Source organism: Saccharothrix sp. AJ9571 (assembly GCF_021725495.1).
Lineage (GTDB): Bacteria > Actinomycetota > Actinomycetes > Mycobacteriales > Pseudonocardiaceae > Amycolatopsis > Amycolatopsis magusensis.
The window spans coordinates 5,843,656-5,856,572 of record NZ_CP091382.1; the positions used below are offsets into that span (position 1 = coordinate 5,843,656).

Below are 12,917 nucleotides of genomic sequence, written 5' to 3' on the forward strand. Positions count from 1 at the left end.
CTCTGCTCAAAAGTGAAAGAAATCAGGCGACGGCGCAGTCGGCCCGCATGGGAACGGGCGAGTAGTAAAGACAGCTACCTCAAGGGAAAGGCTTTAACAAAGCAAAGATGAATCGGATTAGAAGTTCCAGCGGTATGCCATTAGTGGAAGGCGTACCCCGGGAGATCCTCGATCTGCAAGTCCGTCCGGTAATGCTTGGAGCATTATGGGGAGAGTGCTGTCACCGTCGCTAATACCATCACGTTGCGAATGGAGGACGTAGGGGGTTCCACACGATCGGTCTTATGTTGAGTAGCCGCACATCCGAAACGAATGTACAGAGCAGTGATCGAGTAACACGTCGCATACTCTCGTACCAAAACCCGACGGCAATGGAGAATCATGGCTTTCAATTTCGGCACAGCTCATATTCACGTGCAGAATCTTCTCAATGTGGAAATTTACGTACTGCCATGGCAGAGATGGGAGTGCAAGCTGGCCGACCTCGCTGGAGCGATAGATAGGTTCGTTCTGGATTGGATTGGCCTCGTCAACGGGGTCACGGGGATCGTCATGAGCGGACCTTTTACGTGGGGCTCTGCGATCATGAGCTTATGGCGAAGCAAGGCTATTCTGGCGGCCTTTCAGAAGGAATTCGAAACAGAAGAAAACCTTCCCTCTTTGGAGAAATTGGTTAACCTTGGCATCCAGGGCACTATAAACAACGTGATGGTGGAGCTCACTAGGGACCAGTACTATCAGATAGAAATGTCAACAAAACAATTTCTGGAGCAATCGAAGACGGTTGTCATACCATCTGGGCAGTTTGAGGAAATCATGTCCAGTAACAAGTGGAAAGCCTTCTATCAACCCACTAGGATCATAAATCTGTTCGATCCTTCGGTTGAGACGATGCGGCTAAGCATCCTGTCGTCAGATGGAAGAAAGTACGTAAGCATCGGAAGTGGATACGATCAGAGCTGGATAGCGGTCCCTGAGGGGATCTACCTTCAGCAATACGGTCAGAAGATGTACGTGCCCGCCCGGCCGTCCGAAGGACCCGTTCGAAAATGGGAGCGCGGCGACGAGGGCGGCAATTACTTTGCACGCAAAATCGAAGGTGCCATCGAAGATTTGATAGAAAGCGTTAAAAATAGGCAACAGAAATAGACTGAATGCATTTATGGCTACGTGGTCGCGGTCGGTCAGAGTCTTTATAGTCATTTCGGTCACCTAGCATGCTTCTGTCGCCAACTTCAGAAAACCTCGATCGCGCTCCTAGGGTAGACCTGTATCGGCGGTCGATGTCCGATATAACTGTTTTATTGCTTCCGGTCGCAGAAAGGGTGCCGTGATGTCGACGGTGGCCTGGTAGTGCACAGCGAGCTTGTCGTAGCGAGTGGCGACTGCTCGATACTGTTTGAGCGAGCTAATTGCGCACTTAGAGCGTGTCTCATGTCGTGTGTTTGCGGAGTCTCTTGTGGCAGGTGAGTGCTGCTCCGAGGGTGAGGAAGGCGAGGAAGTGGGTGGCTTTGCGTTCGTAGCGCAGGGTTAGGCGCCGGTATCCGGTCAGCCAGGCCATCGTGCGTTCGATCACCCATCGGTGTTTGCCGAGCTTGTCGTTGGATTCGATGCCTTTGCGGGCGATGCGGACGGTGATGCCTCGGTCGCGGACCCAGCGACGGAGGTCGGCGTGACATAGGCCTTGTCAGCGTGGAGCTTGCCGGGCTTGCGCCGGCGCGGTCCGCGCCGGGACTTGATCGCCGGGATGGCCTTGACCAGAGGTTTGAGGGCGGTAGAGTCGTTGGTGTTCGCCGCGGAGATCGCGACCGTCAGGGGTAGGCCGCCTCGTTCGGACAGCACGTGGATCTTCGAACCGGGTTTGCCCCGATCCACTGGACTTGGACCGGTCAAAGATCCCCTTTTTGGCCCGTACGCAGGCACCGTCCACGATCGCGCGGGACCAGTCGAGCAGGCCCTGGCTACCGAGTTCGTCCAGGATCGCATGATGCAGCCGTCGCCACAGCCCGGCTTCAGTCCACTGGCCGAAGCGACGGTGCGCGGTCTGGAATGGCACCCCCGAACGACGGCGGCAGATCCCGCCACGCACACCCGCTGGTCAGCACGTACACGATCGCGGTGAACACCGCACGCGCGTCCAGCGGCGCCGTGCCACCACCCTGCGGGCGCGGCTCGAACGCCGGAATCAACGGCTCCACCAGCGCCCACAACTCATCCGGCACCAACCGCAACGACAACCGATCAACCACAGCCAAGATCATCGCCTACGAGCGACCGATCACCACGTAAGACACGCTCTTAACCGCGTGCTGTTGCTTGTATCCCCGTTACCTAATGAATCTCGAACAGCCCGCTGGGATCCGGTGAAAGCCTCCCCGTTACCTGACCCGCTGAGGTCTCGAAAAAGAGCGGCAGCTCGGGGTCTTGGCGGGCTGTTCACCCTGCTCGGCATCGAGGTAGGCCTTGCCCCTTTCTGGACTTAAGTCCTCACGGGAGACCGGCCGACGCGATGTCGGCGGTGGTGGTCCGCCGCGCACGTGCCATGCCTGAGCACCTCTGGGGCCTTCGAGCCCTCATGCAAGACCGGCGGGCTCGGCGTGTCGGACCACCACCGCGATCTTGCTGGGTCAGGTTGGTGCTCGTGGTTCGAGCCCGTCCGCACGGTGGATGCCTTGTTTCTCGGGAGCCGGTGAGCTCTGACGCGAAGACTGGTTGCCGTGCGGGTCGCTGGGATCGCGAACAGCTCATCGGAGGGAAGGCCATCGAGCCTCGTCATTAGGGCGCTGCGCGTTCTCGTTGGGTCTCTGACCAGCGGAGATTACCGAACGACCGGAGGTAGTGGGTTGACACTGTTCTGCGGAATCGACTGGGCCGAAGGCCATCACGACCTGGCCGTGGTCGACAGCGCCGGCAAGCTCATGGCGAAGAAGAGGATCAACGAGGACGTCGATGGCTTCGCGGAGCTGACCGGCCTGCTCGCCGAGCTCGGGGACACCGCCGAGGACCCGATCCCGGTCGCGATCGAAACACCTCGTGGCCTGCTCGTCGCCGCATTGCGGGCGACCGGTCGCCCGGTGTTCGCGATCAACCCGATGGCCGTCGCCCGTTATCGCGAGCGGCACTCGGTGTCCCGCACCAAATCCGACCACGCCGACGCCATGACCTTGGCGAACATCCTGCGCGTGGACGCTCACATGCATCGCCGTATCCTGGCCGACAGCGACCTGGCGCAGGCTGTGGCCGTGCTGGCCCGCGGCCAGCAGGACGCGATCTGGCGGCGCACCAAGGCCAGCAACGAACTGCGCGCGATGCTGCGCGAGTACTACCCGACTTTCCTTGCAGCCTTCGCCGGCAAGTCTGCGACGAACCTCGCCACTCCAGATGCCCGCGCGGTCCTCGCGATCGCACCGACCCCAGCGATCGGGGCCACCTTGTCGAAGGCCCGCATCGTCGCGGCTCTGCGCCGCGCCGGTCGCACCCGCTACGTCGATCAGACCGCCGCCGACATCAAGGCGGCGCTGCGAATCCCGCAGCGCCGCCAGCCCACGCTCGTGGAGGACGCCTTCGGACGCCAGGCCCTCGCTCTGCTCGCCACACTCAACGCCGCCTGCAGCGGTGCCGACGACCTCGGCGCGGCGGCCGCGGACGCGTTCCGCCAGCACCCGGACTACGCGATCATCACCAGCTTCCCCGGCCTGGCCGACTCCACCGGAGCCCGCGTCCTGGCCGAGATCGGCGACGACCGCGCCCGGTTCGCCGACGCCCGCGCGCTCAAGTCCTACGCCGGGTCCGCACCTGTCACCCGCGCGTCCGGGCGGTCGATCTCCGTCACCTACCGGAGGGTCAAGAACGACCGCCTCGCCGCCGTTGGGTGGCTTTGGGCCTTCATCGCCGCCACCCACTGCGAACCCGCCAAAGTCCACTACCGGCGCCGCCGCGACCACGGCGATCGCCACTCCACCGCCCTGCGGCACCTGTTCAACCGCATGCTCGGCCAGCTCTACCACTGCCTCCAAACAAGACAGAACTACGACGAAACCAAGGCCTTCCACCAGCCGGCTGCTGCGCCCACAGAACCGGTCGCAGCTTGACAGTTAGGAAGATCGGAGGTCTACGCGCATGTCGACATCGGACCGACCAGTAGCGTCTGAGCAGTTGCTGCAGAGGGAGATGACTCTGCTCACCGCCGAGTTCGCGACTGAGCGAGCGCTGGCGAGCTTGCGGCAGGCGACCAAGGCCGGCCGGAGCACCGACATCGCGCAATGGGCCTTACTCGCGGCCGAGGCTGTCATGGAGACCGCCAGGCTGGTCGAGGTCCCCGAGGAGAGTGCCAGCAGCTTCGCCACGATCCGGGACTCCGTCACCACCTGTCTCGACTCGATGACCAGGGCCGTGGAGACCGACGACGCCGAAGGCGTGGTGAGTCGCGGTGAACTGGTTGGCGACGCTGTGGCGAACTTCGCCGTTTTCCTCGAAGGGCTTGGCAGGTGAGGCGGGCCGCTCACGAAGCTCGGCCGAAGGGAACGCACGCCCAAGCAGGGTGAGCGTGGGGCTGGGTAACACGGTCGGCTACGGCGCCATCCGCTCGCGAAACAGGGCGGCCACGTCGATCAGCGACAGCCCATACACCAGAGTCCGACTGCTGCCGCCGGGTAGCCCAGACGGGTGGACCCGTACAGCCGAACGAGCGACTGATGGATTGAATCCCGCAAGACGCGTCGGCATTGGTCGGTAGAACTCGGCTGCGACCGTCCGCTCCAGCGCCAGGATCACGGCAAGTCCGGTGTACTGCCGCCTTCTTCGATCGGTTTCCCGCCCAGCCGATGGTGGTCAGGCCGAAGCTGGACGGACAGTTGCTGGCCGTCCTGAGAACAGGCGGGTGACCGGGGGCGATCCGCGCGGCGACGGCACCGCCGGTGACGATGCTGGTGCGGGCGCTGACCGACGGGATCCCGGGCCGAGGCCGAGGTGCGCATTAAGAGGCGGCCGCGATCACCAGCGCCACTCTGCTGACCTGGTCGCAAGCTGCCGCGACATGCTGTTCTCTTACAGCGATCGGGGCCTCGGACTCCCGTGGTTCGACTCTAGGGCTCGACGTGCCGGTGAAGGAACGCCGTGGTGGCACCTGTGATACCGAGGCCTGCGAGGATCGCTACGACCGGTGAACGATCCACGAGGAAGGTCAACACTCCGATGACTGTGCCACAGCACAGCGCCGCAACGAGAATGAGCAGCGTGCGCAGGGTTAACAGAGGTGGAGGCGCGGATGGTTTAGGCACAACGATGTCCCTTCGGGAACCGGAAGCGTTGTTGAACGCCGGAGTTGCCTGGCTCCTATGTGGCGGCTGTCAGAGTCCGGACCGGTCGGCCGCGACCGAACCCGAGCCGTGAGACCACGCCGGTGAGCTGAAGAGAGCGAAATTCAGAGATCTTGAGCAAGAACGGTCCGAGCGCGGGCTCGTGCACATAGCAAGGGCGCTGTAGGAGCGATGCCGGTCTGAGAGGTTAGGACAATGAGTCAGCATGGTGCGAGCGAGGCGGACCCAGCGGGTCGGCCGCAACTCCCGGATGCGCTCTTGTCCGGCGACGAACCTACAACCCATGGTAACGATTCTGATTTTTCGACCTCGGCGGGCAGCGATCCGGTCATGCGCCGGGCCAACGAATCGCTGGGACGTAGGACCGGGGATCTGGATCTTCTCGAGGAACTGCGCGTGCGAGGCTTCGAAGGTCCAAGCTGGCAGCGTTTCGCCGAGGAGCTCGCGCGATACGGATGGGCGGTGATGCAAGCCTGGTTGGTCTCCGGCGAGATCTTCGCGCAGTGCGCGCTCAGGCGCAGATCAGTTGGGACGGCCCCGCTGTACTGGACCGAGGATGACCGCTTCAGCCTGGCCCAGGACACCGTGGTGGAAGGGCTCCGGCTGTTCCGAGAGCGCGGCCTGGTGCAAGGCGGCTGGAACATCGATGGCGGGGCCAGCCTGCGCACGTTCTTCATCGGTGCATGCGTCCTGGTCTTCCCCAACGTCTATAGGACTTGGCGCAAGCGGCACAACGACGAGCGCACTGCATCGCTCGTGCCAAACTGCGACGCGGTTGACTGGGTGGATACCTCCGCCTCGGACCCGGCGATGACCGCAGTCCACCGCGACGAGGCTTGGGCGGCGTTGCGAGCCATGCCGTTGCGTGAGAAACGGGCTGTGTTGCTACAGGAACTGGGTTATGGCCGGATTGAGATCGGTGAACTGCTCGCTCTCGCCGATGGTGAACAACGGCCCTACAGTGAAGCGACTGTGGCAGGCTGGCTACGGCGACAACGGCAGCGAAGCCGCGACCAGCGAGAGGAAGGTGAGCGCCGATGACCAGCCATGACGATACGGGAGGCCGCCACAGGCCAGAAGTGGCGCGGCGGCCCGGCGGGTCTCAGCAGGACACCGACTCGACGCGCGGCCACGACACGAAGTCAGACGGAATCGACGTGCTCATCGAAGGGTCTTCGCTCGGCACGCCAGGTGCAAGCAGTATGCGCAACCGTACGTCCATGCAACGCGCCGAAGAATTGGTTGCGAAGGCGTTCCCCGCCGATAACCCGGCCGGATTGACCGAATCGCGAGGTTGGGACCTCCCTCGGTCGCACCTTTTGCCCGACGCAATCGCCGCATTCGTAGCCGGTGAGCTGTCGGTCGGTGCGCAGGAGCGGGCCGCCGCGCACGTTGCCCGGTGCCGGAACTGTGCGGACGAGGTCGCGGACCAGCGACACGCCCGTACAGCAGGAAAGCGCATGGATACGCCTTCGAGTTCGGCCGGGTTCCTTGCCCGCCTGCGAACGATCCGTCAACACGCCGAACTTGGCGATACGCCGGACGACCTGGCGACCACCGAGAACGGCCACCCGGGCGTATGGCAGCGGCCCGACCAGGCGGCAGCTGGCTCGTCGCCAACCACGGCAGGACCTGCCGGGGATTTTTGGGGCCTACTCGATCAGACGCAACGGGACGTCATCCTGGCCGGGGCGCGCATACGCGAGTTTCGCGCGGGCACGGGCTTGATGGCCGAAGCGGACCGGTTCCGGTCGGTGTTGGTGATTTTTTCCGGTTTGATCAAGGTGACCTGGTCTGGCCTGGATGGGGACGAGTCGGTGTTCAGTGTGTGCGGTCCGGGTGATCTCGTTGGCGAGATCATCGCGACGGACATCGGTACACGTACAGCTGAGATGACCGCGGTTGACGCGGTGACTGCGTTGTGGCTGTCTGCCGACCAATTCGCCGAAATCGTGCGGCGGCATCCTGACATCGCCGTAGCTGTGTCCCAAGTGATCGTTGGCCGCTTGCGCACGGCTGATCTTCGGCGACGCAAGTTCCTGGAAAGGAACGCAGACGCTCGCATTGCCGATCTACTAGTCGACCTCGCGGATCGCTATGGCGTATCCACGTCGGACGGTGTGGTCCTCCCTCTGTCGAACAGCCAGCAGGACATCGCAGACCTCGTCTCGGAGCCTCTCCCGACGGTCACCCAAACGCTGCAAACGTTGCGCGACGCTGGCGTGATCAGCACTACCCGCAGAAGCCTGACCATTCACCAAGTCGCCGTTCTCCGCGACCTGCCCCGTTCACTGGCTGGCGCACGCGCTGAAGCGCCGATGACGGAGAGGTAGTCGCTGGTTACGTCGCGCGCGGCAGTCCGGCCACTCGGTCACCGGCGGGACAGTGCCGCCAGCGAGACCCCTCAGCATGAGTGCGACGACCCGAGCCCCGGTTGGCTCCGCTGGCCCGACCGACCCACCTCCTGCCGGCGATCGACCAGTGGGGCTGCATCGACCCGTAGGGGTCGATGCAGTCGCCATTGCTCTCGGGCCTTGTGCATGCGATGGAGACCGTGGTCGAGGCCCCCGCCGTACCGCGTCGTCTGGCCGAGCCCGAGCCGGCCTGCCCGCAGCGGCGCATCACGGTCGACCAGGAGGCCGCGATCCTCACCCGAGCCGATGAGCTCAATGCCCGCATCGCCCGGATCGTGGGGGAGTACAGATAGAGTCCTCTCCATGGGAGTCGACTGGGAAAGCATCCTGGGCACGAGCGGCGCCGGACTCGGCGATGCCTACGACGCCGCGGCTTCGGGCGCCATGTACCCAGATCGGCCCGAAGCGGAGGTCGTCCGGTCGTTCCCGGTCGGGGAGGAGCACGACGAGATGGAGGGGCTGCACGTTTGAAGGGTCCTTCCCGTCGCGGGGCAAGAATGGCCTACTTAACCTGGTAGGGGTCGTCGGCCCAGAGGCCGATCACGTGGAGACGGCCGGTGAGACCGTCCCGCCGTACGTCCGCGCGATGCACGTAGATCCGTCCTACTGCAGATCGTAGTGCTTCGTTCACCATGCCCGCGTCTGCGCGAGACCACACTGTCGTCAGAGCCTTGAACGCTTCTATCGACGGAATAGAAGGTACTGCGTTCTCGCCGCGCAAGGCCTCCGCCTTCGCCGTGAACATCGTGATCTCGGCCGTGAGCTCGTCACGTTTGTCTCGGAACTCGGCTTGCAAGTCCTTGATCTCGCCGGCGGCGTCGAGGAACACGTCAAGCAGTCGCTGCCGCCGGGCCTTAAGACGGGCGATCTCAGCATCGATGGCATCAGCATCGGCCAAGGCCTTCTCCCGCTTGCTCTGCTGTTCGAGAGCTCGGGCGAAGTCTTGTTCTCCTCGCGCGTTGTGCCCTAGTGCTGTGACCACATAGGTTGGCGGGGTTGGTCAGGCGGCGTGTGTGGCGCGTTGTCCCCACCGGTGACGGCGTTCGCTGCGGATACGGGCTCGTTCACGGCGTTGGGAGGCGAGGACGTCGGGGTGGCGTGCGTTGGCGTTGCGCCATCGCAGGTAGGCGTGCAGGGCGCGGGTGGCGACGGTGTGATTCGGGTGGTTCGATCCGGCGACTGCGAACATCTTCAACGGCCCGAAGTGTGCTTCGATCGGGTTGGCCCAGGAGCTGTAGGTGGGGGTGAAGCACAGTTCGACGTTGCTGCGGTGGGCCCACGCTCTGATCGCGTTGCCTTTGTGGGCGGAGAGGTTGTCCAGGATGATGTAGATCGGTGCGCCGTCCGGGCGTGCGGCGCGGATGGACTTCAGTGCGGCCAGGGTGTTCGCCGCGGATTTTCGTGCTCGGACGACGCCCCAGAGGGTGTCGTCTCCCAGCGAGTAGCAGCCGTGGAACTGTCGGACACCGCAGAGTTTGTGATAGTTGGCAGGCAGCCTGCCGGGATGGTTCTTCTTCGTCCAGCCGGCGCCGGGGTGCGGTCGGATGGTCAGTGGCCCGAACTCGTCGAACGCGAACACCCGGTCGGTGAAGTGGCTGCTCACGTGCTCGATGCGGGCCAGTTTGGTGTCCCGGTCGGGGTCGTTGGTCTCCTTCCAGGTCTTGGTCCGCTGGAAAGTGATGTCGTGCTTGCGCAGGAACTGCCGCAACCGTTCGCGGCCTATCGTGACCCGTCGGTTTCCGTGGTTGCGGGTCAGGTAGGCGCAGAGTTTGCGCAGGCTCCAGCGGGTGAAGGGCTGCTCGAGTGCTTCGGGTCGCGTGGTGGCCGTCGCGATGATGAAGGCTTCGTCCTCAGGGCTGATCAGGCGGGGACGGCCACCCGCCCACTGAGGGTCCAGGCAAGCCAGGCCCATCTCGTTGAACCGGTGGATCACCCCGCGGATTGCGTCCTCGTCGCCTTGGACCAGGCGGGCGATGGCGGGGACGGTGTTTCCGCTGGCCGAGGCCATGATCACCATCGCCCGCCGCAACCGGATCGATGATCCGGTGCCTCTGCGGACGATCTTCTGCAGACGCTGACCCTCCTGATCGGTCAGCCGACGCGCTCGTACTGAATCTGCCATCCGCCCAGACTGGGGCGCGGACGATCAGCAGCCGCGAACGTTGACCGGTGTGTCGCCAACCCGGCCAACGTTCATGGACACAGCACTAGCCAGGCGAGCATGGTCGCCTCGGCGATCGACTGCCGAATCGCGACCGGTGAGGGACACAGAATAGTGGTCTGATTGCTGTACTTGTCCCGGCCGCACTCGTAGCCTCTAAAGCGCTTTCCCCGCTTTGACGACCAGTAGATGCGCATCTTGCGCCCGCATGAGGCACAGTACAGCAGCCCCGAGAGTTTGGTAGCCGCCGCAGCCTCGCGTGGAGCAACCCGTCTGGCACGGCGCTGTACATATGCCTTCCAAGTGCTCTGCTCGATAACGGGCCGATGCGCGCCCGGGTAGTAATCAACAACGTTTGGATCGTCGGTGTTGGGATTAGCCCCGCGACGGTCGATGATCAGGCCCGCTCCGAAGCCCGAATCGAGGATCTTCCGCAAAGTCCTGCTGGTGAAGCGGCCTCCGGCGACGGTGGTGATGCCGTTCTTGTTAAGCTCGAAGACGAGCTTCGTGATCGTCTTGCCTGAGACGAACTCCTCGTAACACTTTTGAAGCCACGGCCCCGTCTTCGGATCCTCGGTGTAGACGAGGCTCGGGTCATCGTCGCGACCTATGTCGTCGTTCTTGACATAGCCGAAGCGGGGGCCGCCGCTGTGCGGCAGGCCTCGATCCCGCCGGTAATCGTGGATTTCCGTCCACGTCTCGCCTATCTGATCCGACTGCAACTGCGCGATGGCGAGCATCTGGGTCAGGGAGAACCGGCCCATCGGCGTCTCGATGTCGTCGAGGTTCTCCGTCGCCGAGGCGATGAAGCCGCCGGCCTCGTGCAGTTCGTAGACGTTGAGCATCGAATCGATCAGGTTGCGCCCCCACCGGCTCACCTTCCACACCAGGATCCCGTCGGCCTCACCGCACCGGACGCGGTCGATGCTGCGGGAGATCTGACGCTTGGTGGCCTCCCGGCCGGACTTGTCCAGGTCCGTGATCGGCTCACCGACGATGATCAAGCCCTCGCGCGCGGCCCACTTCCGGCACACGTCTTCCTGGACCTCATCGGAGATGAGGGTGTCCGCCCGGTTTCCGATCTTCGAGACTCGGATGTAGAGCAGAACCCGCATGCCCGGCTTCCACTGCTTGCGTCCGCGGCCGGTGTGTCTGGGCCTCCTCATGTCGTCAACTCGCTACACAGTTCGCTCGCCAATACCAGGTAAGGGCTTGGGGTAGCACTGAACGACATGATCACCCTTGGAGTTCTCCAGCAGGCTCGTGGCTATTCGACAGGATTCCCTCTCGCGTCTTTCTTGCAACGAGAGAGGGATTGCTTGGTTATACATCGTCTCATAAACGAGCAGTTCGACAGAGTCTAATCTAGCGGAAGCTGCAGGTGGATCGCAGGACGAGTTGGCAAAAGAGTTATACAAAATCTCGATCCGGGGAATGCTGTCGGAAGCCAGTGGTGCTCTTGGGGGCTCTCTTCTGCCCAACGGCTAAACATGTCGGGTCCTTCTTAGGTCTTTGACGAGACCCGAAGTGGGCGGAGTCTGTCCCAGGTCTTGTGCTGGGCGTTGCTGTGTCGATTCATGAACCGGCGACGGGCCGAGAAAGGGCTTGGACTGGCCGAGGGCCTACCGGGGTCTGAGCAGGGCTTGGTCGAGGTCAGGGCCAGTCCAGCGTCCTCTTGGTTCGCGCATGTGAAAGTTCGTTCGATGTCTTCTGGAATGATGAGCCGTTCCAGGTTCGGTTTCGTGCCTGGGCTCACCGACTTGAGCCAAGCCCAAGCGCGCCGAGGATCCGCCCGATCCCATAACATTTCGAGGGCTGCAGGTGGGACTCTAAGTCGTGTTCGTCCACACTGCGTGCTTCCCCGGATCAGACGATCATGAGGAAGTTTCTCGCGCCCTTGGCGCGGCGACCAGGTGCAGAGTGCGCGTCGGACCCCGACTTGCATGGCTCACCTCAACGGCGAACGAATTCTCGGCCGAGGCCAGGACTGACCGCAGACACGGCACAGAAGGGGCGTCTAAGACCGTGTGCTACATGGTGGTCTTGAGGAGGCGTTTCCAGCACAGCATGGCCGCGGCCAAGTCGAGGAAGGCCAGGTAGTTGCGCAGAAGCCGTTCGTAGCACGGGGAAAGTCGGCGGTAGCCGGTCAGCCTACCCATGGCGCAGGTTCGGTGGGTCGTCAATCTTGGACCACAGCATCAACGTGGACGACGTGCCGGAGCCCCACCGGCTGGCCGAGCGCGGCTGGTAAGCCTGCCTCGATCGAGCAAGAGGCCCTGTGGACGCCTGTCCACGGGGCCTCCTGTGAAGGAGCGTCCCGTACGCGAAAGCGCTCATGCCCGCCGCTGCATGACACACCACGGCGGGACCCTCGCGCGTGTGGGTGCCGTGCCGCTCAGTACCTACCGTGGGCGGTTGAACCAGGCGCCGGCCTGTGCGGTGACCATCGACGCCAGGATGATGCCGCCACAGGCGAGCCCGAGGACCGGCCCGCCCGTGAAGATGAGGCCGAAGCCGTCCCCAAGGCCCAGGCTGCCCAGGCAGGCCACGATCATCAGCGAGGCGTACACGATCGTGGTGACCCGGACACCTCCGCCGCCGGTGGCGAACTTCGTCCCCAGGATGATCGACAGCGCACCCAGGCCCAGCAGCACACCGACGATGGCGACCGCATCGGCGATGCTGCCGCCGGCGTTGGCGACAATGCCCGCTAAGAGGCCGGCGACGAGCACACCGACGGTGAGCTGCATGCCACCCATGACGAACAGGAGTACCCGCACCCCCCTCATCAGTCCGGGCATGTCCATGCCCGTCGGATGGCCCGCGTAGCCGTAGGAGCTGTCCGGGGCACCGGATCTCATGGTGGTGGCGTCTCCTCCGTCGGACGTCCGGGACGGCGCAGTGTACGACGGAGGCAGAGGTGAGGGTGGTGCCGCCGCGCAGGTGCTGACGAGGGCTGCACAATATCGGCGCGAGTCCGCGGCCGCCCTCGATGGAAAGAGCAGGCCCCGACGATGATCAGCA

Annotated in this window: 12 protein-coding genes and 1 pseudogene; 7 read left to right on the forward strand and 6 right to left on the reverse strand. The window is 63.6% G+C overall.

From position 1 onward, the window contains the following. Positions 1-381: 381 nt before the first annotated feature. Positions 382-1,149, forward strand: coding sequence for a hypothetical protein (locus tag L3Q67_RS27140; protein WP_499184277.1), 768 nt, complete (start codon positions 382-384; stop codon positions 1,147-1,149). Positions 1,150-1,432: 283 nt separating this feature from the next. Here the strand turns inward: L3Q67_RS27140 and L3Q67_RS27145 are convergent. Next, a pseudogene (locus L3Q67_RS27145) lies at positions 1,433-2,261 on the reverse strand (IS5 family transposase). Between the two features lie 582 nt (positions 2,262-2,843). On the opposite strand from L3Q67_RS27145, the gene L3Q67_RS27150 reads away from it, so the two are divergent. The 6 genes from L3Q67_RS27150 (at position 2,844) to L3Q67_RS27175 (ending at position 8,203) form a co-directional block, all read left to right on the forward strand. Further along, complete coding sequence (locus tag L3Q67_RS27150) at positions 2,844-4,091, forward strand: IS110 family RNA-guided transposase (RefSeq protein WP_499184278.1); 1,248 nt, start codon at positions 2,844-2,846, stop codon at positions 4,089-4,091. Positions 4,092-4,155: 64 nt separating this feature from the next. Beyond that, positions 4,156-4,491 carry a hypothetical protein gene (locus L3Q67_RS27155; RefSeq protein ID WP_499184279.1) on the forward strand — a complete coding sequence of 112 codons (336 nt, stop codon included), beginning with the start codon at positions 4,156-4,158 and terminating at the stop codon, positions 4,489-4,491. A 1,085-nt stretch (positions 4,492-5,576) separates the two neighbouring features. Next, positions 5,577-6,359 carry a hypothetical protein gene (locus tag L3Q67_RS27160; protein ID WP_499184280.1) on the forward strand — a complete coding sequence of 261 codons (783 nt, stop codon included), beginning with the start codon at positions 5,577-5,579 and terminating at the stop codon, positions 6,357-6,359. Then, positions 6,356-7,651 (forward strand): Crp/Fnr family transcriptional regulator, encoded by a 1,296-nt coding sequence (locus L3Q67_RS27165; protein WP_499184281.1) that lies wholly within the window; start codon positions 6,356-6,358, stop codon positions 7,649-7,651. Before L3Q67_RS27160 ends, L3Q67_RS27165 begins: the two co-directional genes overlap by 4 nt. Before the next feature lie 212 nt (positions 7,652-7,863). Beyond that, the gene (locus tag L3Q67_RS27170; RefSeq protein ID WP_499184282.1) at positions 7,864-8,025 is read left to right on the forward strand and encodes a hypothetical protein; all 162 of its coding nucleotides are present in this window, start codon (positions 7,864-7,866) and stop codon (positions 8,023-8,025) included. Positions 8,026-8,035: 10 nt separating this feature from the next. After that, positions 8,036-8,203: a hypothetical protein gene (locus tag L3Q67_RS27175; protein WP_499184283.1), complete on the forward strand. Its 168-nt coding sequence runs from the start codon at positions 8,036-8,038 to the stop codon at positions 8,201-8,203. A gap of 31 nt (positions 8,204-8,234) precedes the next feature. Here L3Q67_RS27175 and L3Q67_RS27180 read toward each other — a convergent pair whose 3' ends face one another. From L3Q67_RS27180 to L3Q67_RS27200, 5 genes are all read right to left on the reverse strand, one after another. After that, complete coding sequence (locus L3Q67_RS27180; RefSeq protein ID WP_499184284.1) at positions 8,235-8,630, reverse strand: hypothetical protein; 396 nt, start codon at positions 8,628-8,630, stop codon at positions 8,235-8,237. A 102-nt stretch (positions 8,631-8,732) separates the two neighbouring features. Beyond that, on the reverse strand, positions 8,733-9,854 hold the full coding sequence (locus tag L3Q67_RS27185; RefSeq protein ID WP_499184062.1) for an IS630 family transposase: 1,122 nt from the start codon (positions 9,852-9,854) through the stop codon (positions 8,733-8,735). A 71-nt stretch (positions 9,855-9,925) separates the two neighbouring features. Next, the gene (locus tag L3Q67_RS27190; protein ID WP_499184285.1) at positions 9,926-11,008 is read right to left on the reverse strand and encodes a recombinase family protein; all 1,083 of its coding nucleotides are present in this window, start codon (positions 11,006-11,008) and stop codon (positions 9,926-9,928) included. Between the two features lie 915 nt (positions 11,009-11,923). After that, a complete protein-coding gene (locus L3Q67_RS27195) occupies positions 11,924-12,052 on the reverse strand; it encodes a hypothetical protein (RefSeq protein WP_499184286.1) in 129 nt (42 codons plus the stop codon). A 243-nt stretch (positions 12,053-12,295) separates the two neighbouring features. Further along, positions 12,296-12,754, reverse strand: coding sequence for a hypothetical protein (locus tag L3Q67_RS27200; protein WP_499184287.1), 459 nt, complete (start codon positions 12,752-12,754; stop codon positions 12,296-12,298). Positions 12,755-12,917 lie beyond the last annotated feature (163 nt).

Excerpts from the sequence above, each read along its gene's own strand:
- L3Q67_RS27165 (WP_499184281.1), top strand. The coding sequence starts at position 6,356 with ATGACCAGCCATGACGATACGGGAGGCCGCCACAGGCCAGAAGTGGCG.
- L3Q67_RS27175 (WP_499184283.1), top strand. The coding sequence starts at position 8,036 with ATGGGAGTCGACTGGGAAAGCATCCTGGGCACGAGCGGCGCCGGACTC.
- L3Q67_RS27170 (WP_499184282.1), top strand. The coding sequence starts at position 7,864 with ATGGAGACCGTGGTCGAGGCCCCCGCCGTACCGCGTCGTCTGGCCGAG.
- L3Q67_RS27200 (WP_499184287.1), bottom strand. The coding sequence starts at position 12,754 with ATGAGATCCGGTGCCCCGGACAGCTCCTACGGCTACGCGGGCCATCCG.
- L3Q67_RS27195 (WP_499184286.1), bottom strand. The coding sequence starts at position 12,052 with ATGGGTAGGCTGACCGGCTACCGCCGACTTTCCCCGTGCTACGAACGG.
- L3Q67_RS27140 (WP_499184277.1), top strand. The coding sequence starts at position 382 with ATGGCTTTCAATTTCGGCACAGCTCATATTCACGTGCAGAATCTTCTC.
- L3Q67_RS27190 (WP_499184285.1), bottom strand. The coding sequence starts at position 11,008 with ATGCGGGTTCTGCTCTACATCCGAGTCTCGAAGATCGGAAACCGGGCG.
- L3Q67_RS27185 (WP_499184062.1), bottom strand. The coding sequence starts at position 9,854 with ATGGCAGATTCAGTACGAGCGCGTCGGCTGACCGATCAGGAGGGTCAG.